This is a genomic window from Paenibacillus sp. FSL M7-1046 (assembly GCF_038007405.1).
Classification (GTDB): domain Bacteria; phylum Bacillota; class Bacilli; order Paenibacillales; family Paenibacillaceae; genus Paenibacillus_AQ.
In genome coordinates this window covers 5,570,943-5,597,113 of sequence record NZ_JBBOXB010000001.1, presented here as the reverse complement: position 1 = coordinate 5,597,113, position 26,171 = coordinate 5,570,943, and the positions used below count along the sequence as shown (strand labels likewise).

Here is a 26,171-nt window from a genome sequence, read left to right as displayed (position 1 = left end):
TATAGTTACAGTATACTGTAACTTAAATTCAAATGCAAAGAAAAAGCGGTTCCCGAAGGAACCGCATAGCAGTAAACTCTATTCATGCATCCAGCCGCTGTACATTGAACAGCCGGGCGTAACTTCCGTCAAGCGCCATAAGCCCTTCGTGGGTACCCCGCTCAGTGATCTCTCCATTCTCCAGCACAACAATCTGGTCTGCGTGGGTAATCGTGGACAGTCTGTGGGCGACAATCAGCGTTGTGCGCTCGGATGAAAGCGACTGGAGCGCCTGCTGGATCAGATGCTCCGATTCCAGGTCCAGTGCCGAGGTGGCCTCGTCAAGAATAAGCACCTTCGGGTCCTTGAGAAATACCCGCGCAATCGCCACGCGCTGTTTCTGGCCTCCCGACAGCTTCACCCCCCGCTCTCCTACCTCAGTATCATAGCCATCAGGAAGCTGCATGATGAAATCATGCGCGTTAGCCGCCTGCGCTGCAGAGACAATTTCCGCCTCACCAGCCGCCGGATTGCCGAAGAGAATATTCTCGCGCACCGAACCGCTGAACAGGAAATTATCCTGAAGCACCATGCCGACAGTCCGCCGCAGACTCTCCTGCGTCAGCCCCCGGATATCATGCCCGTCCATTCGCAGATTGCCTTTACTGATATCATAGAACCGCGGGATCAGACTGATTAGGGAGGACTTCCCCCCGCCGCTCATCCCTACAAAGGCCACCGTCTGTCCGGGATTTATCCGCAGATTGATATCTTTCAGCACATATTCGTTCTCATCGCCATACTTGAACCATACCTGATCAAACTCTATATCTCCTGATGGATTGTTCAGCGGCTTTGCTCCAGGCTGATCGACGATATCGTAAGGTTCGTCCAATAGCTCCATGACCCGCTCCAGCGATGCGGAGGCCTGAGTCAACACGGTGGAAGAATTGATCAGCCGCCGCAGCGGGGCATACATCCGGTCCAGGTAACCGAAAAAGGCAACAAATGTACCCAGCGTCAGATTGCCGTGTATCACCTGATATCCCCCATAACCGATCACAAGCAGCGGGGCGATGTCCGTTAAGGTATTGATAATAGCAAAGGTAACGGCATTCCAGCGCGTTTGGGCCATCGCCTTTTCCAGAAACTTGCCGTTGATAGCCTCAAATTGCTTCTGGTCCACCCGCTCCATCGTGAAGCTGCGGATAATCGCAATGCCCTGAATCCGCTCATGCAAATAGCCTTGAATCGCTGCCAGCGCCTGGGAACGGTCCTTGGTCAGCAGCTTGAGCCGCTTATAAAGTGTGTTCACGGCAATGCCGTACAGCGGCAGGATGGCTATGGATACGAGCGCCAGCACCGGATTGAGGTAGAACATGAAACCTAGTGCAAAGACGAGCGTGAACATATCCAGCCAGACGTTCATCATCCCGACTTCCACGAGATTCTTTGACTGCTCCACATCATTGATGAATCTGGATATGGCCTCGCCTACCTTGGTATTCTGATAGTAACGCAGTGACAGGCGCTGCAAGTGGCTGTACAGCTTGTTGCGCATGTCGAACAGCACTTTGCTTGTGATCAGCTGGGCAAAATACTGACGGAAATACTCAACAGGACCTCTGACAATGACAAACAGGAATAATGCGCCTCCGAGGACATACATCAGCTTCGAGACACGTTCCGCGACAGTCAGTACGGAGTTGCTCAGAAGATCATCCACCACATATTTCAGAATCAGCGGCAGTGTTAGCGGAATGCTAAATTTGATCATGCCGATAATCAGCGTCAGCACAATCCATTTCATATAAGGCCGGACAAAAACAAAATAAGATTTCCATTGTTTCACAGATGGTTACGCCCTTTCTCTTCACCTTGTTGACTGGGTACTGTTGACATTTGCGCTCCACAGTGTTTTTATATTTTTAAGTCCATAAGTACGATTGCAGTACCTGAACTTCAGGAGGATAACGATGTCTAGACAATTTGTGACAGAAGCGGTCATGATGGCAATTTATGGCCAGCTTCTCATCCCGCAAAGCCCTGTAGAATATATAGTGCCCTATACAACCATCATGGAATTGTATGAACTACGGGACAGTGACGAGCCGTTAATGAACCGGGCGGATGATGATCAGCACGTCAAATTGAAGATCCGTGAACTGATCGCCTATTTCGAGGAACCGCTCAATTCCAAGAAGATCAACCGCTGTCTGGCTGTTCCATGGGCCAAGAGCTCCGGCATTCTGCTCGGAGGGCAGGCACAGATCACCATCATCAACAGCATTGATAATGCTACATACGGAGAGCTGTTTGATCCGATCGAAACCGAGCTGCTGCTCTCTTCCCAGCGTGAGAAAGTACCGATTCTTACCGACCAGTTCGAGCTCATTCAGCGCATCATCGAAGGCGGAGTCCCCGTCCAGGTGTATGACATTGATGACTTTGATTTCGCTATGGAGGAAGAGACCTTCCGCAGCTCGCACTAATGACGTTTTAGGATTTATAGGCCCAACCTTATAGATTCTTGTATCCGTAAATTCTCTATCTTAAAAAGCCCCTGCCTTTTGGCAAGGGCTTTTTAAGATAGCAACCTGTGCTGTAATACCCAGTTGCACAGGGCAGAATTACTGCTGCACTCCACCGGCCACCGGCAGAAGCTCATACTGGTAGTCGATATCATCCTCAGCCTCCACATAGACAATGGATAGGCTGTATCCCTCCATATACCACAAGTCCTGCTCTTCCATATAAAAAATCAGGCCTCCCTGCTCAGTCTGCACAGCAGGACGTCCCGGCAGTTCGGTGGCGATCCCCAGTGAAAACCCGGGATGCAGTCCTCCTCCTGAACTGTAACGGGGAAATAACCGGATATGCGCCCCTGTCTGCAGATCTAATTCCCGCATAAACCAGGCGGCGGCTTCTGGGCTGATTACCATCTTCATGTCTTTTAGCTCCTCCCGTTTCTTCTTATCATACTGAAAAAAAGTCCACATTCCAAATGATCGCAACGTATTTTATCATACCGCTAATTCGAAATTTGTTCAAAATTACATTTGACAATTCTTAACGGCGGATGATAAACTCTGAACATAACGAAGCGTCTTCAAGTTATTACCAAAACTAAGGAAAGGGTGAGCGCGGTGTTTAACCTTGTTAAAGTTGATTTTTATACTATTGTCGGCAACTGTACACAACTGAATACCAAAGCAGCCCAAGTAGTGGAAAGCACCTGAAGAATCATGTATGTAACGCGTACATCTTGATTTCAGGTTATGCAAGTCTCTTCCATGTCTCTGTGCTGTCTTAGCACCGTGGACATGATAACTGCTGTATATCACAGGCATATCATCCGTTTTCGGATGATATGCCTTTTTGTATGCTGTTAAGAGCTGAACCACTATCCGCACCATTCAACAGCCGGCAATCAATTCAATACGAAAGGAAGGGATTTCCCTTGTTCTCCGTTCTCCGAAATCTCGGTTGGTTCTTCCGCCGGGAGAAAAGGCGCTACACAGTAGGCCTGATTTTATTAATTGTAGTTGGTGTGCTTGAACTGCTGCCTCCTCGTCTGCTCGGCAATGCCATTGACGAGATCGTACGCGGCTCGATAACCGCCGGTTCCCTTATGAAGTATATTGGCCTGATCGTCCTCATGCTTCTAATTATTTATTGGATCACCTACATATGGATGCATAAGCTGTTCGGGGGTTCCAACCTTGTGGAGCGTCTGCTCCGCTCCCGCTTTATGAATCATCTTATGACGATGACGCCTTCCTTCTTCGAGCGCAACCGTACCGGTGACCTTATGGCCCGGGCAACCAATGATATCCGAGCCGTATCGGCAACCGTAGGCTTCGGGATGCTGACTCTGGTGGATTCAACGGTTTACCTTACCGTTGTGCTGCTGGCCATGGGCTTTCTGGTCAGCTGGAAGCTGACTCTCGCAGCAGTGCTGCCGCTTCCGCTGATCGCCATCGCCATGATTTACTATGGCAAGGCCATTCATGACCGGTACAGCCTGGCACAGGATGCCTTCGGAGATATGAACGACCAGGTACTGGAATCCGTATCCGGTATTCGCGTGATCCGGGCTTACGTACAGGAACGTATGGACGAGAAACGATTCTCCGACATTACGGAGGATGTATACCGCAAAAATATGGCGGTAGCCCGCGTTGATGCCTTTTTTGAACCAACGATCCGCTTTTGTGTGGGACTAAGCTACATTATCGCGCTTACCTACGGCATTTATCTTGTATTCCGCAATCAAATTACACTCGGAGATTTGGTTTCCTTCAATATGTATCTGGGGATGATCGTGTGGCCGATGTTCGCGATCGGAGAGCTGATCAATATTATGCAGCGCGGCGGAGCATCCCTAGAACGGATTGATGAGACGCTGAATTCCCGTCCCGATGTTGAGGATATTGCTCATCCGGTTCCGGTTGAACACCCGACGCGTATTGAGCTGAAGGATGTAACGTTCCGTTACCCCACTTCGACCATCGACAATCTAAGCGGCGTCAGCTTCTCCCTCTCCCAGGGACAGACGCTCGGGGTAGTCGGACGCACAGGCAGCGGCAAATCGACATTGCTGAAACAGCTGCTTCATGAATATCCGTCCGGTAAAGGCGACATCCTGATCTCCGGTGTGCCGATTGGGCAAATCGCCCTCGACCGCCTGCACGGCTGGATGGGTTATGTGCCGCAGGAGCAAATTCTGTTCTCCAAATCGGTTCGTGAGAACATCCAGTTCGGCTACAATAACGCCAGCGACGAACGGATTATGGAAGCCATCACGGCAGCGGCTTTTCAGAATGACCTCGGTACCTTGTCTGACGGCCTTGATACCCTAGTGGGTGAACGCGGTGTCTCTCTTTCCGGAGGCCAGAAACAACGCGTTTCGATCTCCAGAGCCTTTATCGCAAATCCTGATATTCTGATCCTGGATGATGCACTTTCTGCCGTAGACGCACGTACAGAAGCCAAAATCATCGAGAACATCCGCTCGGAGCGTGCCGGCAAAACCACGCTGATCTCCACTCACCGTCTCTCTGCTATTGAGCATGCCGATCTGATCGTTGTGCTGGATAACGGACATATAACAGAACGGGGCACCCATCAGGAGCTGCTGAACATGAACGGCTGGTATCGTGAGCAGTTCGACCGCCAGCAGGTGGAGAACAATTTAACGAATGAATAAATGATGAGCATAGGCTTTTTGAAGCTCCCTAAAAACGTTTAGGAGGTGTCACCGTTGACACAAAGTACGGGCAAACGCCTGCTGCAGTACGCATTAACTGCCAAAAAAACATTTATCGCAGCACTACTGCTGCTTACTATCGGAGTGGCAGCCGAGCTGGCAGGGCCTTTTATCGCCAAGAGCATGATTGACAATCATCTGCTGGCCATAGAGAAGCCCTACTTCCAGACGGACTCTTCCAAAGATGCCGCTGAATATAATAATTCCTTCTACAAACGCGGTGACCGGTTTGCCGAAGGCGAAGCCAAAGGCCAGGAAATCCGCCTGCTTCAGGTCGGAAAAAGCTTCTACTTCATCAATGAAGCCGTAGCGCAGCCTGAAGGCGAGCGGACCTTCCGTGACGGAGAGATGCATATCCAATACGGAGACACTCTGAGTGTCTATCCTGCCGAGAAGCTCTCGGCAAATGAATTATTCGCTTTTTACAAACCTGAATTCCCCGGCATTTATAAACTGGTAGGACTGTACGCGATATTCCTGGTCATCTCGATCATAGCGGAATTCGGTAAAACCTACTGGCTGCAATCGTCGGCCAATCAGGTCATCCGCAAGCTGCGGACCGATGTATACGCCCATATCCAGCGGCTGCCTGTTTATTTCTTCGACAATCTGCCTGCAGGTAAGGTCGTCTCCCGGGTTACGAACGATACGGAAGCAGTCAAGGATCTGTTCATAGCGGTATTATCCAACTTCAGCACAGGGATTATCAATATCATCGGTGTTTATGTCGCCCTGTTCCTGCTGGATATTCACCTCGGACTGGTCAGTCTGTTCATTGTCCCGATTGTGATTCTCTGGATTGTGCTCTACCGCAAAGTTGCCACCAAATACAATACCATCATCCGCTCGCGGCTTAGTGAGATCAACGCCATCATCAATGAATCGATTCAAGGGATGTCGATCATCCGCATTTTCCGCCGCCAGAAGCAGAGCAGTGAAGAATTCGAGCGCCTGAACGATGATTATCTGAAATACCAGAATAAAATGCTCAACCTGAATGCCTTCACTTCCCACAACCTGGTGAACTCGCTGCGCAGTCTCTCCTTTGTACTAGTATTATGGTACTTTGGATTCGGCAGCCTGGATGGCTCTACCTTTGTGTCGCTGGGTGTGCTGTACGCCTTCGTCGACGTGCTCGGACGGATGTTCCAACCGATTACCGGAATGGTCAACCAACTGGCCAATCTGGATTCCTCGATGGTCTCTGCCGGCCGCGTATTTACACTTATGGATGAACCCGGCGAGCCGGTGACCGATGGTTCCATGCCGCGTTACAAGGGAGATGTGGTGTTTAAAGACGTTTCCTTTGCTTACAAAAAAGACTTCGTCCTGCGTGACATTTCCTTTGAAGCCCGTTCTGGTGAAACTGTTGCTCTGGTAGGACATACCGGCTCCGGTAAAAGCTCAATCATCAATCTCCTGTTCCGCTTCTATGATCCGCAGCGCGGAAGCATTACCATTGATGGTCAAGAAGTTAAAGATCTGCCGAAGCAGTGGCTGCGAAGCCATATGGGAATTGTGCTTCAGGATCCTTACTTGTTCACAGGGACCATCGCTTCCAATGTCAGTCTCGGAGACGAGCGGATCACAAGGGAACGGGTGGAACGGGCACTGCGGGAAGTCGGAGCGGATAAGCTGCTGTCTCATCTGCCCAAAGGCTTCGATGAACCAGTGGTGGAGAAAGGCAGCACACTTTCGGCCGGCCAGCGTCAGCTGATTTCATTTGCCCGGGCGTTGTCCTTTGATCCGGCCATTCTTATCCTGGATGAAGCGACCTCCAACATCGATACCGAGACAGAGAGCATCATTCAGGAAGCGCTGGAGGTGCTGAAGAAAGGCCGCACCACCTTCATCATCGCTCACCGCTTATCCACAATCCGCAGTGCGGATCAGATTCTTGTCCTGCATCACGGCGAAATCGTTGAGCGCGGCAGCCATGATGAACTCATGGCGCTGGGTGGTCGCTACTTCCGCATGTACCAGCTTCAACTCGGTGCCGGTGCGGAAAATGGAGCTGCAGCCGACTCGGCTTCCGCATCTTCTTCCGCCTCTGCCGCAGTCCTGCAGCCTTCGTTCAAGCAGGGCTAGTGTTTGAACTGCTTCTCCTTAAAAAGAGACAGTTCCTCATGTATTGAGGAGCCTGTCTCTTTTTGATTTACTTAATATTAATACTTCCTGATTTACTTTTGACCTGTAGTAAATTCTCCCCATCGCCAATAGTTCCATCTACATTCTTGTCTGTATTCTTCGTAGTCAAGAGATTCTTCAAGTGAACCGTCGTATCTCCTTTTGCATTTTCCACTGCTACTTTCAGGTTGGATGGCTCGGTTTGATACCCTACTTGAATATCTCCAGTTGATGTTTCGACTCTCATTTCACCTTTTTCCGCTACCCCTCCAAGAACGATTTCGCCACTTTTAGAATAAAGATTCATAACAGAACTGGTTACATTTTTAAAATAAAGGTCATTCCCCCTGGCAGCTACGTCTATTCTATCAAATGAGCTATCCTTTACATTCAGGTCCCCTTCTATTAGATTTAAGTCCCCCGAGTCTGCTTCAACTTGATTAAATTTCACACTGCCTGCTTTATTTTCAACGATTAAATTATGGGTTGCCAACGTTCGAATATTGATATCTCCATCATTGTTGACCATTCTGACTCTTTCTACTGTATTTTTGGGAATAAAAACTGTGATAGTTCCCTCTTTATGAAAAGAAAAAGCTGAAAAGGCCCCGCCAATTTGCTTATCTTGTTGTATAACTAAGTTATTAGAATTACGTGTCACTACAACAGGAGCCTTCTGCTTGTCCGTCTGATAACCCTCAATGTCTATATGGACTTGATTGTCTGTTGATTCCTTCACTACAAGATCCCATGAATCATTATTCATTTCGATGCCCTGAATTTCATTCGCCGGGAAGTCTTCTGTCAACTCAAAATCTTGAGCTCCACCTTGCAAGCCAACAACAAGGATTCCCACCAGAACAACCGCCATCGATATCCAAATCCACTTATTAGTTTTCATGGTTTATGCAACATCCGTTCTGTCAATTTTTCGATAGGATAAATAAGCTACGGCCAACCCTAACAAGCAGAAAACTATAGGTACGCCGATAAATTGAAACATGGATACAGAACTGCTGCCATCAGAAATCATAGAATTTAGCAGAATCCCTAAGATTACTGAACTAGTAATTGTTGTGGCAGTAGATTTTTTACGCATCCCGAAAGACAATGGAATAAGACTTAGACCAGCCGTCATTGCAGAAGCCATAAGAATGGCTGGAAAGGTAGCCAACACATCTTCTTTTGATGCAGTTGTTTCAAAAAAATGAGCTGCCGGATTTAATAACACTGTCAATATTTCAATGATGAAGGTGGAAATCACTACACATGTGAAACAAAAGACTAATACGATCATTAACTTTGCTTGCATCACTTTTTTGCGTTGGATGGGATAGGTAAATAACAATTGTATGGTTTTATTCTTAAATTCATCAATCACTAACCTCGAAATAATAATCCCTGAAAAAACGACAAAGGTAACGCGAATAAAGATGTTAGCCAGTGACATAAAGGCTGTAAAATCTAAAAACATAGGTTCATCCTGAGCATTTGACATGACAGCCATTCCTGCAACCATTCCAAATATAATCATCATACTAATCACGGCCCTAATACTATATCCCGCCAGATTATTTCTCTTCCATTCAATCTTCATTAGTCTAAGCATGTTGTCTGCCTCCATGAATGAGATCCAGGAAATACTCTTCTAAGTTGCTTTGCTGTGTTCCGATACGATTTACAACGATATTATTGAGCACCAGCTCTTTATTAATGACCGATTGAGATACATCTTGTTGATAGACCCGGATGGTTTCCAGATCAAACGCTTCATAGTCATGGATGTTTAATTTTCTCTCCAGCACTAGTGAAGCCTGCTTACTGTCAGTCACTTTTATCTCCAGGTATTCAACATTTTCGCTGATGATTTCACTCATCTTAACTTCCTTAATTAATTGTCCATGATTAATGATTCCGATCGTATCTGCAATCGATTCAATCTCTGAAACAATGTGGCTGGAGACTAAAATTGTCATACCGCACTCGTTCTTAAGCTTCAGCAAAAGCATTCGAATATCCTTAATTCCCACAGGGTCTAAACCATTAATCGGTTCATCCAGAATCAAGATTTCCGGCTTTGTGAGGATGGCTCTGGCAATACCCAATCGCTGTTTCATTCCTAGAGAAAACTCATGTACTTTTTTATCCTCCACACCGGTTAAGCCAACCGTTTCTAAGACTTCGTGAATCCGGTCCTCAGCATGAATCTGCATATAATCACAATGATATTGTAAGTTTTCGGCAGCCGTTAACCGTTCATAAAAAACGGGATATTCAATGATACTGCCGATATGTCCCAAGTATTGAAAAGAGGTTTGTAACACAGGTTGATTGAGCACAAAAATCTCGCCGGATGTTGGCTTCACCAAATTTAGAATCATTTTCATAATTGTTGTTTTCCCCGCACCGTTCGGTCCTAAGAAACCGTAGATTTCACCAGATTCAATATGCATGGTTACATTTGACACTATTTCGTTTCCCTTATAAGCCTTTGATAGTTGGTTAATCATGATCATGGTCCCCATTGTTCCCCGCCTCTCGTTCTATATAAAATTTCACAATTCCAAGCCACGATAACGATGAAGTGTGGTCTATTGTTGTTGTGCATTTACAGCATACGGCTTTTGCCCTCCATTCAAGAGCCTCATCGCACCAAATGTCCTTTAACCTTCATAGACGGTACTTTTTCATCAAGTGGAAACGGCTTCGCTGTCCTCAAAAGGACGGTATCCGTTTCAGCGAGAAATAGATGGATAATTTATAGCGTAAAGCATATAAATTTTTATATTTACAAAAAAAGCGCTAACAGCCATATAAGATATAGCTGCCAGCACTTCGTATGTAACTCAAAACTCATTTTCTTAACGCTTCCATCTTTTCAAGGGTTTCCTTTTGCAGTCTTCTTGAAACTGAACAACTTTCATCATTATCAAACAAGACCAGCTTGTTCTTTTTATCCACGGATCTAATGTTAGCTAAATTAACTACAAATGCCCGGTGGCAACGGAACAGACGTTCATCATAACCTGCAATTTCATTTAATTCAGCGTAAAAATCAAGAACTTTGGATTTTGTTATTAATCTTATTTTATGTGCAATTTCCATGGTCTCAAAATATAGGATATCCGAAAATGGAATTTGGAAGCTGGTATACTTATTCTCAAAAGAAAAGTTATCAGAACTTACCGGAACCGTCCGGCGCGAATCAGCAATTAAAAGACACTCTGTAACCTTTTCAATAAATTCTGCTTCCGGTAAATCCTTTTCAATAAAATCTAAAGCAGCCACTCGATATGTAAAAGTTATTGGCGCTAACTCGGAATGTGTGGTAACAATAACAATCGTCCCAAAAGGATCTTTTTTCCGGATCTCCTTAGCAACCTCCAGCCCCTTCTGATCCTCATGATTGATCTGCAAATCAAGAAAATATAATTGATGGTCAGCCACTTTCTCGATTTGCGATAACAGATCATCAGGTCTTGCGGTCGAAATTAAACTCCGGTAACGAATCTGATGCTTCAGCGCTAATGTTTTGATGAGCCGTTCTAAACGTTGCTGCTGAAATATATTATCCTCTAAAATAAATATATTCATTTCTGTACCCCAGTCTTTCTTAAAATAAGCGTCTGTGAGAATAGGCCAGATTGGAGCGCTGTTTCTAATGACGCAAAGTTATTTTCTTTTAAAATTTGCTGCACATTATATAAACCTAATCCGCGGCCCTTGCCTTTTGAGGAATATCCGCGTTCTCCCAACCGTCGCAAATTGACTTCCTCTCCGCAACTATTTTCAATTCTTATCAGCTGTATGTCCGTATCCTCCAATAACACAATGCAAATTCTTGATTCCTCCGTATCTGTTGCTGCTTCAATCGCATTATCCAGTAGTATGGAGAGAATCCGGGTAAATGAAATCAGTTCCATTTGAATGGCGTGAACGGGTTCTTCAATTTCCAAAGCAACATCAATTTTCATTTGCTGGGCGATTAAAATTTTGGCGGCTAGGATACTTTTGATCTCTGATACATGCAGGTTGCGCAGCTTGACAAAGCTATACTCATTATTACGCATCAATTGCCCCGTCGGCTTAACTGTTTGTTCATATACCTGCTTGACTTGATCCCAATCTTCCCGATGAATCCCTTCCTCCAGAGTCAATAGGATATTCGCGTAGTCATGACGGAAGCTTCTGAATTCATCATAAATTTTTTCGAGCTGCGTTGCATAATCCGTTAATTGTATCAATTGCTCACTTTTAGATTTTTCAATTTCTCTTTTCCGGATATGATTGTATTGAAACTGCATATACAGCAAAGCAATGATAAATAGCAGCCACATCCCTAATAATAATGTTCTATGAAATGAGCTAAAATCACCGGTCTTATTACCAATGGTTAAAATCGGATATACCGAAAGGATGATGATGATTAAAAGAATGATCACCGGAAAAAGAATCACTTTGCTGGATTCCCGCAGAATTTCTTTATTGAGCTGTGGAACATAGTGGCGTACTACTCTAAGACCGATTTCATTCATAATGGGGGGCGCCATAGCTGTAAAAAGATAAGGAAGATAGTCTATATTAGCCGATGATTGTCTAAAAACAAACTCAATTAAGTTTGTAATCGGATCTGCTGCGAGATAACCTAAAAATGAATTCATGACCAACGCATACGCCCCGTAAAACACACCTAAAGAGGTAAACGTTTTTTGATTTTTAAAATAAGACATGCCCACAAAACAGAAAAATAGAGCAACGGCCCCCCATACTCCGATAAAATATGTAGAAACAACTCCAATGCTTATGAATATCATTAGCCAAATTGTTATTTCTTTGACACTAAAGTGATAGCGGGAAACCGATTGATAAATAAAAAAGAAGCTTACTATTTGAATTAGCATTATTAAATGAATCATTTTATACACCACCAGTCTTCACACGATAAATCCCCTTTACCACCAATTGTCATATTAACTTAATGATACTCTCCAGTCTATCACTAAACTTCCCTTAGTCCTGCTAAATTGTATTTGTGCACAGAACATTTGTTCTATATAATGGGAACTAATACATATGATTGGAGTGATTGATAATGATTACTTACAATATAAGCAAGAAGCAGGCCAGACTTTTTTTGCTGCAGCATCAGGGGCTGATCTCCGGTGGTCTTCCTGGCGGTAAGACAGGTATTTATGAATTCGTACGCCATGTAGGCTGTATTCAGTATGATCCGCTGAATATTGCCGGGCATAATCATGAGCTTGTGCTTCAGGCACGGGTTCCCGGCTTTATTCCCGCTCAAGCCAATGAGCTTCTGTACCAGGACAGGCTGCTGACCGACGGCTGGGACAAGAACATGTCGATCTATTGCACGGAGGACTGGCCCTGCTTTCAGCGGCTGAGGGAAGCAGCCTCCGGGCATCACCAGAGAAATGAACCTTTGGAAGCAACGGTACTGCAAGTCCGTGATGCGCTGAGTCAGCGCGGCCCCCTCTCTTCTCTGGACCTGGAAGGCAAAGAGAAGATTGACTGGGCCTGGGCCCCTGCCAGATTGTCGCGGGCAGCTCTGGAAACCATGTACTTCCGGGGTGAAGTGTCCATTCATCACCGTGTGCACACCCGCCGCTACTACGATTTTACGTCACGACTGCTGCCGGAGCAGGTCGTTGCAGCAGCCGATCCCAATCCCACGACCGAACAATACCATGACTGGTACGTGCAGCGGCGCATTGGCAGCATCGGACTCCAGTGGAATAAATCAGGTGACGGATGGCTTGGCATATCCGGTCTGAAGAGCAAAGAGCGGACCGCGGCAGTGCAGCGTCTGCTGCAGATTGACAGTCTGCGCGAGGTGCACGTGGAGGGTATTAAGCTGCCGCTTTACATGCGGACAATGGATGCGCCCGAGCTTGAAGCTGTGCTGCAGCTGGAGGAAGAGGCAGAAGATTCCGGAAGAAGTCATTCTACGGTGAATTTCGCCGCTGCTCTGGCTCCCTTGGACAATCTGTTGTGGGACAGAGAACTGATCCGGCAGCTGTTCGGATTTCATTACCGCTGGGAGGTATACAAACCTGTGGTGGAACGGGAATATGGTTACTACGTGCTTCCGCTCCTGTACGGTGACCGTTTTATCGGCCGGTTTGAGCCGGTCATGAACAGAAAAAGCGGCATCCTTACCATTACCCGCTGGTGGTGGGAGCCTGAAGAGGTGCTTACTGCAGAGATGGTTCCCGCACTGCGGCAAGCTTTGTCCTGCCTAGCGCGCTGCACAGGAGCATCCGCTATCCAATTTCCCCCGGAGGTAGTCAAGACATGTGGACTTGAAGCACTGGAGACTGCAAGTCTGTAGCCCAGCTCTTAATTACACACAAAAGAACTCTCCTATGGACAGCATTTCTGCTATCTGGGAGAGTCTCTTTGCCATTCTATGTATGCACGTTATCGAAGCGGTTTCTGCACGATATAATCTACAAAACCCTGAGTGATCAGTTGACCGTCATATATTCGCTCCAGCACCCTGTCTTCCTTATACAGCAACTTCATCCCGCTGAACAATTCATCCGGTTCTGTAGCGGTATAGTAAGAGTGGATCACCGGCAGATCATCGTCAAACTGCTCGTACTGGTTCTGTCCAAGATCGCCGCCTTCACCGCAGCGGAAATCATTCACCGTCAAAAAGTTAACAAACATGATCCCGCCAGGCTTCAGCACTCTCTTCATCTCTTCTATGGATTGGGCGACCTCCAATTTCCTCATATGAAAGATAGAATTATAGGAGTAGACGAAGCTGAATGACTCATCTTCAAAGGCAAGCTGCCGCATATCCCCTTGCTGTATATCCAGTTCATAGCCCTTTTCTGCAGCCCAGGTCTGAGCCATATCTATTTGCTCCGGATTACAGTCTATGCCGCTGGCCACATACCCATATTGGGCGAACAAGCCAAGTGGAGGGCTGTCTCCACCGGCTCCGCAATCCAGCACAGTGCGTTCGAGGTCACTTTCATTACAGAAACTAAGGTATCTGTACAGTGGAATTTGCTTATAAACTTCATTCACATTAAATCCTCCTCTTCAAGACCCAATTTCGTGTACATCTCCGTGCAGTAGCCCTGCAGCTTGATTTCCAGTCTTCTGGCCTTGTTCTTGAAACGCTTCAGCTCACGGATCATGTGGGCCCTGCCGGCCGGAGTGAAGGTCTCCTGAATACGTTCCTTGAAATAGTCATGGACAATATGGTTGCGCTGCTTCCAGACTGCTTGCAGCTGCACCGTCTCCTCTTCCGAGAATGGAAAATGATGCTGGATTTCTTTGATGAGCTGGCCGAGTGAATTGCTGAGTTTGCGCTGATACAGATCTGCGAGATCCGCTTCAGTAGGTGTCTTCCCCTGAGACAGCTTCGTAAGCAGCAGCAGATTGGTCAACTGCTGCTCCAGAGCCTGACAATAATAGACTGCCAGCCCGAAATAAGCAAATAGCTCTTTGGATTGTTCACTCTCCGGTATTTGTGTATCCTTCATCTTTCCTCCCGTTTCTCTCTCTTCGTTTTTCAGAAAATGAATTTTAATGGCTTCACGCCAAGTCTGTTTCTCACAAGTTTTTGTTAACATCCATTCGGCTGGTGCGGTACAAATAAAAGCCGGTCAGCACGGAAATGTAGGCCAGCGTGTGGGCGAAGGACCCCAGCAGTGATGAAGCAGGCAAATCATCCGCGTTCATCAAAGCATCCATAACCGGTGACACTGGCGGCAGCAGGATCGGCATGACAGGACCCGGGACAAGCTCCTGCAGTTTGGTACCCCCTATAGACAGCGTGATGATGATCAGCATTGATCCCGCAGCATAGCTGTTTTTGGAAACCCAGGAGGACTGCAAATAGAGCGAGATTGCAATTCCCAGGAACCCGAGCAGCGCATGTCCGGCTAAAGCAAGAATTAAACGGTACCCTCCCACGGGATCGCTAAAATTCCCCGTAACTATAGGATACAGCACAATCACGAGGCTGAGCAGCAGAGTAAGCACCCCCATTGTCAGCATTTCCCCAATGCTGTGCTTAACCGCACTTCGCAGATGAACTACAGCTACCTGCCGCTGCACCGCCTGCTCATGATTCAGAAAGCTCAGTCCCAGCCAGGCACAACCGACAAATAACATCACTGCCGACGCCGCATAGCTGTTCATCACCGGGTTAGGCTTATAGGAGTAGAGAATCAGCACAGCGATCAGAGTTCCGGCAACGGGAGCGAAATACCGCTGGGAAAAGGTATAACTGCGGAGAAAATACGCGATCAGCGATCTCATAAAGGTTGTTCCTCCTGGACAGTCTTCGGGTCCATCCATTGCATAAGCCCTGATAAGCCGCGGCGCCGTTCTACAGAAATCACCGATCCGCCCGCATCAAGCACATACCTGAGACATTGATCTGTCCATTCCCTTTCCACAGTTAAACCGGAACACTCCATCCCGTACTCATCCCGAACCGCTTCTATAGAGAGCAACCCGGGCATCTCCCCCAAAGCCGATTTTTGTGGAGAAGCAATAGCTGTGCACATTATGTATGTGGAAGGCTTATCCTGCAGACTCGCTGTTTCTGATACCTTTATGACCGTTTGGCCTGCTTGAAGCACATGTACGCCATCGGCAAGGGTTTCCACACAAAGCGGCTCATGAACGGAGAATACCATCGCTGTACCGCCTTGCTTCAACTCTTGAAGAAGTTCAATCAGCGTATGCTGTGCCGGAAGATCCAGGCCGGACATAGGCTCGTCAAGCAGCAGCAATTCTGGCTTCGGAAGCAGACTTTGAATCAGATTCACCTTTTGCAGCATTCCTTTAGAAAAGCTCGTCATGGGATACGTCCGGAACTGCTCCAGATGAAAAGCCTCCAATAGCGCTGTTATGCGCTCTTTCAGTCCCGCCTCCGGCATCCCGCCGATCCGGCCCATACTGCGTAAGTACTGTTCAGCAGAAAATTTAAGACCCGGGAAAGCCTCGGGTGCATAACCAATTGAAATCGTATCCTTGCTGCGTTGGATTGTCCCGGAAGTAAGCTGGGTAAGTCCAGCTAAAATGGAGAGCAGCGTACTTTTGCCGGAACCGTTACGTCCGATCAAAGCCAGAGCCGTTCCGCTTTCCACCATGAGTGAGACTTCACGTAAAACCGGGCGCCCTCCATAAACCTTGGTAGCCCGGGTAAGTTCGATCAAAGGGCCGCTGCGGTCCGTCAGTCGGTGTTCACTAATACTTCGAAACGCCATTCGGCTGTCTTCCCCCTTAGCCAGAAGCCATGCTTGCTTAGCGCATCTAATGGACAACTGGTTCTTCCACTCTATAATTCGCCGGAACTGCACTGAATTCCTTTGAGAAAGAACAGATTGAGGAGCCATTCTATACAAAAAAACCAGAACCCTCAGTATAATTACTGCGTTGGTCTGGTCTTGTATAATCTGCTGCAAAACAGCAATTATAAATTTACGCGTATACCTCAACGACATCGCTGATTAGACGGCAAGCTAATGCGGCATTGCGGCAGGAATCGATGCATTCCTGGCAATGAGTATGCTCATGTCTGCTGCTCTCGTCGGCACAACGTTCGCAGATTTCAGCACACAAGCGAAGGATTTCCGCTACAAATGGACTCTGGCGGGTCATTGCCTGAACGGCGAAAGAACAAATATCCGCGCATTCCCGGTCAAGCCGGATGCTCTCCCGCAGTGATGCTAGATCATATTCTTTCAGGCTTGAGACATAGCTGTAGTTACAGGCGTTCATACATTTTATACAAGCGTCAATGCACTCCTGATATTGAATTCGGGTCATAGCCTAAAACCTCCTGCAATTATTATAGGGTATGCCTATCTATTAACCTGCAAGAAAAGGAACGAACCAATTCCCCTGTCAAAGGAAGCTTGATTAAAGGCTCCTCTTCACCGTACCTGGCCGGATCAATGTACGTTTCTCCAGCTGAAGCAGCCTGCTGCGAAGCTCGCTTGATGAGAAGTGTTCACCGATAAATACAGCAACATCAGGGACATCGCCCTGAGGAGTTATTTTCATGAAATCGGCTTCCCTGTAGGCATATTGGAACAGAAAGCGGCTCGCAGTGTCATTAAAAGTTACGATCCCCTTAGCCCGGTATACATCCCGTGGAAGCTCCTTAACGAACTGCTCGAACTCCTCACTGTTCACCGCACGTTTAAAATAATGGGTATATGCCATTACATGATCATGGGTATGATGGGATTCTCCCCCATTCTCCGTACTCAAACCGCCGTCCGCCGGACCGGCTGCTTCATCCTCTGGACGGGCCTCCGCATGAACTCCGCCGACGCTGCCAAGCAGCACTTCCGGCTCCAATTCACAGCGCACCGCAGGCATGATCTGGGCGTAGGCATTCCATTTGCGCAGCACGGCGGATATCTCTTCCGCTTCCTCTGTGGTTACGCGGTCGGTTTTGTTCAGTATAAGCACGGATGCGCAGCGGATCTGCTCCTGCATCAGCCTGTAGGTAGCGCCCTGCTGGGACCGGTACAGCTCCAGCAAATGTGCGGTATCCACAACGGTAATCAGCCCCTTCAGCTCCACCAGCTGGTACAGCGAGGTTTCGGTAACGGCATCTACGATTTCCAGCGGGTTCGCCGCACCTGTCGCTTCAATGATAACAACATCGGGTGATTCTTTCTTCACCAGCGTAGTCAGTTCCGTACTGAGATCACCGCGGCTTGTGCAGCAGATGCAGCCACCCAGCATTTCTGCCATCGGTACGGATTGTTCGACCAGCAGCCCGTCGAGGTTCACCTCGCCAAGCTCGTTCATGATAACTGCCGGTCTGAGTCCCTGTGTCTTCCAGTGTTCCAGCAGCCTTTGCAGCAGAGTCGTCTTGCCGCTCCCCAGAAATCCTGACAATATGTAAACTGGCAATGCCTGTTCCAAGTTTCATCTCTCCCAACAAAATTCCGTTATGGTAGCGAGTGTACTACAAGTGCCCATATGCACGCAAGGAGGCCGGAGGCGAGCGGGGGATTTCAACTTCAGTCAAGGCCGCAGCTTGTCTTTAAGTAATCCTTCCCCTAATATGGGGTAAAGAAGGATTAGGCTGAGCCCCTGCCGTCTCGTTGGATAGCTGTCAGCCATAATGAATGATGAAGGAGTTGGTCTGCATGTCATCTGTAGAGGAACACCGGCGTGAAGCGCCCCAAACGGTGGCCTGCCATATTATAACGGTCTCGGACACGCGTACCCTGGAGACCGACACCGGAGGCGCCCTGATAGAATCTATGCTTAAAGAGGCTGGATTTGTAGTCACTGGCCGCGACATCGTCAAGGACGATTACGAAGATATCCGCGAACTGGTCTACAAAAGCTCCGTGCACTCCGGCATCGAAGCCGTACTGCTGACCGGGGGAACAGGGATTTCACCGCGGGATACCACTTACGAAGCCGTTGCTTCCCTGCTTGACAAGTCGCTGCCGGGCTTTGGGGAGATTTTCCGGCTGCTGAGCTTCACGGAAGATATCGGCTCCGCTGCGATCCTCAGCCGGGCTATAGCCGGGACGATCGGCAATACAGCTATCTTCTCCATGCCCGGTTCCACCGGTGCAATTAAGCTGGCCATGGAACGGCTGATTATTCCCGAGCTGCGCCATGTCATGCGTGAAATATATAAACAGCCGTAACTGAAAAATAAGACAGAGTAATGGTATGCCCATTTTTACTGGAGTATGGACTAATGAACAATCCCCAGCATATTTACACTTACTCTGTCTGAGATGAGATGTGCACTATCTCCGGCTCCATGCGCGGCAAGAAGAGATAACAGATCTTCCAAATCACAATAATGCTGGCCTCAAAGGTGAAAGAACAAATGCGTGCACGGTATTCACGCGGTGTTCTTTCGCCTTTTTTAGCTGTGGAAAAATCCGTTGACAACCGGGGCTGTGAAATTTATACTATTGAACACTTTACGCGAAAGTGGTTTTTGATTAACCAGATGGTTAATCGGAAAGGAACGAGATGAGCTCACTCTTAACCTTGCAACGCAAGATCAAAACCGTCATCAGTCCGTATCATGAACTGCTGTGCAGTCTGCATGTGCTGCATCAGCCTCAGCATCATCCGAAACGGCTGCATTGGGCCAGGGAACTTACAGCGCAAATGCCGCACTCGTTGTGCGAGGAGATTCAGACTATCGGGAGGATATCGGACGGATGGCTGTCCCTGATGACACCAGTTCGTCCCGGCTCCTCCTTGACATGCTCCGAAGGCATCGCACTGCTCAAGAGTCTGCCCGATGCAGAATTTATGCACCTTTTGCTGAACAGCAAGGTCTCGCTTGGAACGATTCTTGAATGGCAGCAGGGCAGGTTAGCAAACCCTCACGGAGAACAGCCGGATGAAGCCGGGCTGTATCTGCTGAAGAATCTCAAAGACGTCCGCCACCTGCTGCTTGCTGTGCTGGAGACCTACGAGAGGGAGTATTTCCGCAAGGAATGGGATTACATCGCCCCGTGGATCAGCACAACCGCCACACAGTTTCAGGCAGATGTAATCCGCTCAGCCGAAAAGGCACTGAATTCGCTGCACCCGCGCCTGCTCGCCGGGAGCGGAACCTTTACCGCCCAGAAGGCAGTCACCTACTATTTCCCCTATGATCGTCTGCAGCAGGTGTATGTATTGCCTTCAACCTTCATCCACCCGCATCTGCTAATGGACTGGAGCGAGGATACACTGACCCTTCCGCTGGCCGTGGATATTCCCGGCCTGCCTTACAGCGAAGCACCTCCGGAGGATCTGCTGCGCCAGTTGAAGGCGCTCGGTGATGGAAGCCGCCTGCGAATTCTAAAGCTGCTGTGGCAGGCTCCGCATTGCACGAAACAACTGGCCCCGCTTCTCGGCATCTCAGAAGCGGCTGTATCGAAGCAGTTGAAGCAACTGGTTGAGGCCGGACTGGCGGGTTCCGAGCGGAAAGGCAATTACTTGTTCTACTTCTGCAACAAGGAAGCCTTTGACAGTCTGATCAACTTGCAAAGGCAGTTTTTTGAACAATAACGCCGATTACTGAAAAAGGAGTTGTTTCTTTGTGTGGCAAACCGCAATCGCAACCGCAGTCAGGAACCAGAGATCCAATCTGAGAGCTTACCCCTGGACCTTTACCTTCGGTCATATTATTGAAGGAGGCTATCTTGTCCTAATTTCTTATTTCTCGTATTACTATTTGATCCGGGGCGAACTGGATGCGCAGTTCTCTGTTTTTGCAGGCAGCAGCAACTACCTGGCCTATGTAATCATCGGAGGGGCACTAAGCATTTTCTCCACCAGCATGATCATGAATGTCTCCCGCGCGCTGATGACAGAATGGCGGGAAGGAACCCTGGAAGCGCTGCTGCTCTCCCCCTCCAGACGGAACGGATATTTTCTGGGCAACGCCGCCCAGCAGCTGTACCGCAGCGGTTTTGAACTGATCACGATCCTGTTGTTTGGATATCTGGCAGGCCTTCGCCTCCCCACCCCCCATCTGCTGTCGGTATTGACCAGCGGACTGCTTTTCTTGCTGTCCTGCTATGCGATGGCTCTGGTGCTGGGAAGCATCATGCTGTACACAAGAGATACATACATCGTACAAAACACTTTTTTTGCGGTAACTACGCTGCTCTGCGGATTTCAGTTCCCGCGGCAATATTTGCCCGGTTATCTGCAGCAGGCAGCCGAGATTTTTCCGCTGACCTCTGCACTTGAGCTTCTGCGCAGCAGTCTGCTTACCGGAGAGGTAGTTGGACTGCGTGATGTTCCCCTGGTCCTGCTGCTGTCGTTCCTTTACATCGCAGTAGGCTTATGGTGCAACCGGCGCGTGGAGCGTGGAATGTTTGAGCGATTTTAGCCAGTGAAGGAGTGAATAGCAAATGATTCAAATGAATGAGGTTACCAAAACGTACGAAACGAGGAACAGAACTGGCTTATTCCGCTCCGAGCTAAAGAGAGTGACTGCCGTTAAAAACCTGTCGCTGAACATTGATAAAGGGGAAATTGTCGGATTGCTGGGCCTGAATGGTGCTGGCAAAACGACAACCATCCGTATGTTATCCACCCTGCTTGATCCCACCTCAGGGGATATTCAGATTGACGGCGTTTCTTTAGCCGGAAACCGGCGTGATGTGCAACAGAAGGTCAACATGATTGCCGGTGGAGAACGGATGCTCTACTGGAGACTCACAGGAAGAGAAAACCTGCAATATTTCGGCAAATTATACGGTCTCAGTGCTTCCAAAATTCGTGTGGAAAGTGATCGACTACTTGCTGAAGTCGGCCTGACTGAAGCCGCAGACCAGCCTGTGGAGCAATATTCCAAAGGAATGAAGCAGCGCCTGCAGATTGCCCGCGGTCTGATCAATGACCCGCAATATTTATTTCTTGATGAGCCGACACTCGGGCTGGATGCGCCTATTGCCAGGCAGCTGCGGGGCACTGTGCGGCAGCTCGCCAAAGAGCAAGGCAAAGGCATCCTCCTGACCAGCCATTATTTGCAGGAGGTTGAAGAGCTCTGTGACCGGGTGTATGTACTGAATCGCGGCGAGCTGCTGCTGTGCGACAAGCCGGAGGCGATTGTCCGGCAGGTTGCCGGATCGCAGACCGCACATCTCGATGTCACCGGTTGGGATGAAGCCTTGCGCCCGCAACTGCTGGAGCATCTGGGCCAGCTGGGCCATCCGGCAGAGCTGGCGGGCAGCTGCCGAAGCGATGAATCCTCATTTGGGAGCGATGCCTTCTACCGTATCTCCGTGCAGACCCCTTCCGCCGACAGGCTGATTACGGAGCTGCTGCCCTGGACCGCAGCAAACGGTCTGGTGATCACCGGTTTTTCCTGCGACAAGCCCAATCTGGAGGATGCGATCATTTTGCTCTCGGAAGGACGGGTGTCATGAGGCCCGGCGGTTTATGGCTGACGGTTGCAGCCGAGCTGCGCAAGCAGCACCAGAACCGTACGAAGGGCCGGACTGTGTTTTTCTCCCTGCTGTTTTGGCCGGCGCTCGCCTTCTTGACTTCCTATTATTCGATGAAGCCTTATCGCAGCGGAGAGGGCTCCATGCTCTCGCAGGTCATCCCTGACGGCAGAATCCCCCTATTTTTGCTGAGCGGCTATCTGGTCTTTCAGCTGTTCTGGACAGCGGTAGAATCGGCATGGTTGTTCGAATTGGAGCGCAAAGGCGGAACGGTGGAGACCGTCTTCCTGACCCCGTCCTCAAAGATGGGTTTTCTGTACGGGCGTTCTCTGTATTCTCTGCTTCACGGCATCTGGATGTTCGCCTCCTTTTCACTGCTCACCTTCATCTTTGTAGCGGATATGTCCTCTGTAAACTGGCTCGCGCTGCTAATGGTCCTCCTGGTAACGCTGGCAGCGGCCATAGTCTGGGGAGCATTGCTCTGTGCGGTATCCTTGTTCTCCAGGGAATCTTCGTTTCTGTACTATATCTTCCAGGCGCCGATGCAGCTGTTCGGGGGCGTGCGCATACCTCCGGCGGTCTTCCCGGCTTGGGCTACAGGATTATCTGCACTGTTCCCGGTCACCTACAGCTTGATTCTGGTGCGCGGGGCACTTTATAACGACATCGGCACAGGCTGGTGGTGGTCTCTCGTCATCCTGATTATCGGCAGCCTCGCGCTGATCGGCTGCACCCGCTACACGCTGTACCGGGCAGAAAGACATGCCAGAATGAAAGGCAACTGGACTTTATTTTGATACTATCGCAGCATTACACGTAGATAGGGTTTAGCTCACCTCATACACAAGAAATACAGATAGAAACAGGCCAGCCGGGAATCGGGCTGGCCTGTTTCTATGCGTTGCGGGATCTCCCTCAGTTTGAGTTTTTTTGCATTTCACCACAAATTCAATGGGCACCCATATGTCCCCAAAGTCCGTTAAAAAACGCTTTTACCTTTTTAGAGTATTTGCCCCTCTCTTTATCCATCGAGGTATACACAATTGGAATTCCGGCTTTGTTGCCCGTTTCTGATTCTGTCACAGACGTTTCTCCTGGAGCGACCGCTCCATATACGTCCGGAGTATTGCCTCTCAGCTCTGCCCGGATGGTGAATGATTGATCTGTATCATGTTGTGAAGGCTGGTTAGTGCCTGTCAGCATACTCCCTACAGTCCAAACAGCAGCAAGCCATCCCGCAATATAGCGCTTCATATCCGATACCCCCTAAGCCAAGTATTCTTAGATCCTGTTAACTATAGGATGGCTGGGAGTTCAAAAAATATGCAGCAGGATTAGAGCAGCGGGGGATCCGTATGTACATCTTTATCGGGACCCGTAGTTATCCAGCGTGTAAAGACAACCTTTAATCCCGCCCTTGTAGGAGCACAGACGAAGGGTCCCGCTTGTACACCGGACTCATAAGGAAAACGGGCAACCCGCAAGGTCCGCCATGGATGCGATTGCGTTCTGGCTCTGATGATGACTGCATCCTTCATGCGCGAAGCGCGGAAAGTTACGGTCTCTCCGGCCCATTCTGCCACGGGTGACAACGACCAGTCGGAGAATCCGTCAGTTACAACTGCACCGGCATGAGGCACGCCATCATTCATCTCTATGCCTGCTTTAATCCAGACTGTAGGGCTATGCCACAGCATAATTCCCGCCTGATCGTATAGTTCTGTGATGCCCTGCAATGAAAAGCTGATTTCAACCGCTTCTCCATCTTTCCATGGAGCCAGCAGTGCATGCCCGTTGTCATGCTGAAATTCATACATCGTTTTTTGCCAATAATCGCTGCCCTCTACTGCTTCGACAATCAATTGATCTCCCTGTAGGGTACAGCTCTTCGGTTCATTGGTCCATATCCCATCCTGCCAGTTGTTCGTCTTTACCATTTAGGTACCTCCACTTTCCGTTTTCACATCAGCCATTAACTTGCTAGGCACAAATTACCATAACAACAATATAACCTAACATTGCGGCGGTATGAAGCTTATAAATGCTGTGCGCTGAAATTAAGCCGGGTGTGGTGGCAAAATAATACCTAATTTATGCAGGAACGACGTTGGTTAACTACTGGCTTTTGGGTCTTGCCCAATGTTATCCGCCTGTTCAAGCCCTTATTTCTTGTAGTCTGCCTGTTGCTGTTCGTAAATCTTATAGAAATCGCTCCATACCAGAACATTATCTTTTTCCTTGCCCCACCATTCCTTGTACCAGTCTTCTATTTCCTTGCCGCCTCCGTTTTCCCACTTCTTTTGCGCATCCGCCGCTGCTTGTTCGACGGTATATTTGCTGCCGCTGATAATGGACCGGGTGAAAATATCGTTTACCTCAGTAGTGACATTGTTGAATTTCACCTGCAACCCTTTGGGCAGCTGCGGCATATGCTCGGAATGGGTGAGGCCTTCACCTACCTGCAAATGGTTCATGTAGACATCGCGGGCCTCTCTGAACAGGCGCAGCCCTTCTTGTTGTACCGGAATATCCTCATTAAACAGACTCTCTGTATACCCGGCCTTGCCTTCCTCAAGACGGCTGTAAAGCATTGCATAGTCACTCGCCCAGCTCACTTCATTTTTGTATTTCTCCTGATCGGTAATCACCATCCGGCCATCGGCTTCTACTTTATAATGAGTGCCTTCGAAACCGTTTTTAAACGTTCGTCCAGTCTCGGTTTTAGTCATAAAATCTATATATTTCATGACCGCCTCCGGGTCTTTTGCTCTCGCATTCACCACAGCCGTCATTTGAACCGGATTGTTCCATACCATCGTATACTGTCCTACACTCGTAGTAGGGAGCGGTATCACTTTAAGTTTTGCACCTGGAACATTCTGCGTAAGCGTATCCAGCTCCTTAGCTGCAAAGCCAGTGTAATCGCCGGTCATAAAGGCATACATGCCTATTTTCCCATTCAGGAAATCCTGTTTGGTTTTAGAGCCATCCTTATCCGTCAGAAAATCCTTGTCCACCACTCCCGCTTCATAGAGGCTGCGCTTAAACGCAGTAGATTCTTTCATATTGTTAAGCCCCACGACGATATCATTATTTTTATCCACATTCACCCAGTTAGCGTTAAACATATAGCGGAACAGCCCCGCTGTGTCTCCAAACTGCAGGCCGCCGATCCCATACGTATCCTTCTTGCCATTACCGTCCGGGTCCTGATCGGTAAAAGCCTTGGCCACCTCAATCATCTCTTCTTCGGTTGCCGGAGGCTGGAGTCCAAGCTTGTTCAGCCAGTCCTCACGAATGAAGAAGCTCATTAATGGATATACCTCATTTATGCGCCCTACTTCATACAATTTGCCATCCGTTTTGGTACCGGCTTTTCTTAATTCCGGATATTTCACAAGCAGCGCCTTATACTCGACACTGGTATTTTCAATCAGATCGTCGAGCGGCAGAAGCTGCTTCTGATCAAACAGCGTATTGCGGATACTGGTGCCGAACTCAAAAATTAAATCCGGTGCACTTCCCGATGCAAGTAGCACATTGAGCTTGGACTGTGATTCCCAGCGTGGGACTGCGGTAAACTTCACATTCGCTGGGCCGTTTTCGTTGATCCACTTTGACCACATGTTATCTTCGATCGTCCCCATACCGCTGGGTACTGCTCCCCGGTCATAGATGGTGGATGAAATATTGCCCCGTTTTTCCCCACTTTCCTCCTTCGCTTGCTTGCCGTCTGCCTCTCCACCATTGCCGCCGGAACATCCGGCCAGTAGTCCAGCTCCCAATGCTCCAACCATCAAACCTTTCATCCATTTCTTGAATCCGTCAGCCATACATAAGCCCCTCTTTCTTATGGAATTTAT

At 48.5% G+C, this 26,171-nt stretch carries 25 protein-coding genes; 9 read left to right on the top strand and 16 right to left on the bottom strand.

Annotated features, from left to right (window positions below; genetic code table 11):
• Positions 1-82 precede the first annotated feature (82 nt).
• Positions 83-1,831: an ABC transporter ATP-binding protein gene (locus NYE29_RS24850; RefSeq protein WP_076109479.1), complete on the bottom strand. Its 1,749-nt coding sequence runs from the start codon at positions 1,829-1,831 to the stop codon at positions 83-85.
• 124 nt (positions 1,832-1,955) lie between these two features.
• On the opposite strand from NYE29_RS24850, the gene NYE29_RS24845 reads away from it, so the two are divergent.
• Positions 1,956-2,471 (top strand): ADP-heptose synthase, encoded by a 516-nt coding sequence (locus NYE29_RS24845; RefSeq protein ID WP_076109478.1) that lies wholly within the window; start codon positions 1,956-1,958, stop codon positions 2,469-2,471.
• A 138-nt stretch (positions 2,472-2,609) separates the two neighbouring features.
• Here the strand turns inward: NYE29_RS24845 and NYE29_RS24840 are convergent, their stop codons facing one another.
• The gene (locus NYE29_RS24840; protein WP_076109477.1) at positions 2,610-2,927 is read right to left on the bottom strand and encodes a HesB/YadR/YfhF family protein; all 318 of its coding nucleotides are present in this window, start codon (positions 2,925-2,927) and stop codon (positions 2,610-2,612) included.
• 512 nt (positions 2,928-3,439) lie between these two features.
• On the opposite strand from NYE29_RS24840, the gene NYE29_RS24835 reads away from it, so the two are divergent.
• Both NYE29_RS24835 and NYE29_RS24830 read left to right on the top strand, forming a co-directional pair.
• On the top strand, positions 3,440-5,188 hold the full coding sequence (locus NYE29_RS24835) for an ABC transporter ATP-binding protein (protein WP_076109476.1): 1,749 nt from the start codon (positions 3,440-3,442) through the stop codon (positions 5,186-5,188).
• A gap of 54 nt (positions 5,189-5,242) precedes the next feature.
• Positions 5,243-7,336 (top strand): ABC transporter ATP-binding protein, encoded by a 2,094-nt coding sequence (locus tag NYE29_RS24830; RefSeq protein WP_340897889.1) that lies wholly within the window; start codon positions 5,243-5,245, stop codon positions 7,334-7,336.
• A 67-nt stretch (positions 7,337-7,403) separates the two neighbouring features.
• Here the strand turns inward: NYE29_RS24830 and NYE29_RS24825 are convergent, their stop codons facing one another.
• The 5 genes from NYE29_RS24825 to NYE29_RS24805 form a co-directional block, all read right to left on the bottom strand.
• Positions 7,404-8,276 (bottom strand): DUF4097 family beta strand repeat-containing protein, encoded by an 873-nt coding sequence (locus NYE29_RS24825; RefSeq protein ID WP_340897888.1) that lies wholly within the window; start codon positions 8,274-8,276, stop codon positions 7,404-7,406.
• A 3-nt stretch (positions 8,277-8,279) separates the two neighbouring features.
• Complete coding sequence (locus tag NYE29_RS24820) at positions 8,280-8,984, bottom strand: ABC transporter permease (protein WP_340897887.1); 705 nt, start codon at positions 8,982-8,984, stop codon at positions 8,280-8,282.
• Positions 8,977-9,900, bottom strand: a complete 924-nt coding sequence (locus NYE29_RS24815; protein WP_340897886.1) for an ABC transporter ATP-binding protein — start codon at positions 9,898-9,900, stop codon at positions 8,977-8,979. Before NYE29_RS24815 ends, NYE29_RS24820 begins: the two co-directional genes overlap by 8 nt.
• 328 nt (positions 9,901-10,228) lie before the next feature.
• The gene (locus tag NYE29_RS24810) at positions 10,229-10,969 is read right to left on the bottom strand and encodes a response regulator transcription factor (RefSeq protein WP_076109471.1); all 741 of its coding nucleotides are present in this window, start codon (positions 10,967-10,969) and stop codon (positions 10,229-10,231) included.
• Positions 10,966-12,291, bottom strand: coding sequence for a sensor histidine kinase (locus NYE29_RS24805; protein WP_076109470.1), 1,326 nt, complete (start codon positions 12,289-12,291; stop codon positions 10,966-10,968). Before NYE29_RS24805 ends, NYE29_RS24810 begins: the two co-directional genes overlap by 4 nt.
• A 176-nt stretch (positions 12,292-12,467) precedes the next feature.
• Between NYE29_RS24805 and NYE29_RS24800 the strand changes: the two genes are divergently transcribed.
• A complete protein-coding gene (locus tag NYE29_RS24800) occupies positions 12,468-13,724 on the top strand; it encodes a winged helix-turn-helix domain-containing protein (RefSeq protein ID WP_076109469.1) in 1,257 nt (418 codons plus the stop codon).
• 89 nt (positions 13,725-13,813) lie between these two features.
• Here the strand turns inward: NYE29_RS24800 and NYE29_RS24795 are convergent, their stop codons facing one another.
• The 6 genes from NYE29_RS24795 to NYE29_RS24770 form a co-directional block, all read right to left on the bottom strand.
• A complete protein-coding gene (locus tag NYE29_RS24795) occupies positions 13,814-14,431 on the bottom strand; it encodes a class I SAM-dependent methyltransferase (protein ID WP_340897885.1) in 618 nt (205 codons plus the stop codon).
• The gene (locus tag NYE29_RS24790; RefSeq protein WP_038593114.1) at positions 14,428-14,892 is read right to left on the bottom strand and encodes a hypothetical protein; all 465 of its coding nucleotides are present in this window, start codon (positions 14,890-14,892) and stop codon (positions 14,428-14,430) included. The genes NYE29_RS24795 and NYE29_RS24790 overlap by 4 nt, the downstream gene beginning before the upstream one ends.
• 70 nt (positions 14,893-14,962) lie before the next feature.
• Positions 14,963-15,673 (bottom strand): hypothetical protein, encoded by a 711-nt coding sequence (locus tag NYE29_RS24785; protein WP_076109468.1) that lies wholly within the window; start codon positions 15,671-15,673, stop codon positions 14,963-14,965.
• Positions 15,670-16,629 carry an ATP-binding cassette domain-containing protein gene (locus NYE29_RS24780; RefSeq protein WP_076109467.1) on the bottom strand — a complete coding sequence of 320 codons (960 nt, stop codon included), beginning with the start codon at positions 16,627-16,629 and terminating at the stop codon, positions 15,670-15,672. The genes NYE29_RS24785 and NYE29_RS24780 overlap by 4 nt, the downstream gene beginning before the upstream one ends.
• Positions 16,630-16,843: 214 nt before the next feature.
• Complete coding sequence (locus NYE29_RS24775; protein ID WP_038593119.1) at positions 16,844-17,191, bottom strand: four-helix bundle copper-binding protein; 348 nt, start codon at positions 17,189-17,191, stop codon at positions 16,844-16,846.
• Between the two features lie 93 nt (positions 17,192-17,284).
• Positions 17,285-18,304 carry a CobW family GTP-binding protein gene (locus NYE29_RS24770; protein WP_076109466.1) on the bottom strand — a complete coding sequence of 340 codons (1,020 nt, stop codon included), beginning with the start codon at positions 18,302-18,304 and terminating at the stop codon, positions 17,285-17,287.
• Positions 18,305-18,531: 227 nt separating this feature from the next.
• On the opposite strand from NYE29_RS24770, the gene NYE29_RS24765 reads away from it, so the two are divergent.
• The 5 genes from NYE29_RS24765 to NYE29_RS24745 all read left to right on the top strand — a co-directional run bounded on the left by NYE29_RS24765 (position 18,532) and on the right by NYE29_RS24745 (position 23,105).
• Complete coding sequence (locus tag NYE29_RS24765) at positions 18,532-19,047, top strand: MogA/MoaB family molybdenum cofactor biosynthesis protein (protein ID WP_179091686.1); 516 nt, start codon at positions 18,532-18,534, stop codon at positions 19,045-19,047.
• Positions 19,048-19,402: 355 nt separating this feature from the next.
• Entirely contained in the window at positions 19,403-20,419 is a 1,017-nt protein-coding gene (locus NYE29_RS24760; protein WP_340897883.1) for an ArsR/SmtB family transcription factor, read from the top strand.
• A gap of 31 nt (positions 20,420-20,450) precedes the next feature.
• Positions 20,451-21,248 (top strand): ABC transporter permease, encoded by a 798-nt coding sequence (locus tag NYE29_RS24755; protein ID WP_076109464.1) that lies wholly within the window; start codon positions 20,451-20,453, stop codon positions 21,246-21,248.
• Between the two features lie 22 nt (positions 21,249-21,270).
• Complete coding sequence (locus NYE29_RS24750; protein WP_076109463.1) at positions 21,271-22,290, top strand: ABC transporter ATP-binding protein; 1,020 nt, start codon at positions 21,271-21,273, stop codon at positions 22,288-22,290.
• Positions 22,287-23,105 (top strand): ABC transporter permease, encoded by an 819-nt coding sequence (locus tag NYE29_RS24745; RefSeq protein WP_038593130.1) that lies wholly within the window; start codon positions 22,287-22,289, stop codon positions 23,103-23,105. Before NYE29_RS24750 ends, NYE29_RS24745 begins: the two co-directional genes overlap by 4 nt.
• 151 nt (positions 23,106-23,256) lie before the next feature.
• Here the strand turns inward: NYE29_RS24745 and NYE29_RS24740 are convergent, their stop codons facing one another.
• The 3 genes from NYE29_RS24740 to NYE29_RS24730 form a co-directional block, all read right to left on the bottom strand.
• A complete protein-coding gene (locus NYE29_RS24740; RefSeq protein ID WP_076109462.1) occupies positions 23,257-23,562 on the bottom strand; it encodes a hypothetical protein in 306 nt (101 codons plus the stop codon).
• An 80-nt stretch (positions 23,563-23,642) separates the two neighbouring features.
• Positions 23,643-24,245 carry a DUF1349 domain-containing protein gene (locus tag NYE29_RS24735; protein WP_076109461.1) on the bottom strand — a complete coding sequence of 201 codons (603 nt, stop codon included), beginning with the start codon at positions 24,243-24,245 and terminating at the stop codon, positions 23,643-23,645.
• A 225-nt stretch (positions 24,246-24,470) separates the two neighbouring features.
• A complete protein-coding gene (locus tag NYE29_RS24730) occupies positions 24,471-26,141 on the bottom strand; it encodes an extracellular solute-binding protein (RefSeq protein WP_076109460.1) in 1,671 nt (556 codons plus the stop codon).
• Positions 26,142-26,171 lie beyond the last annotated feature (30 nt).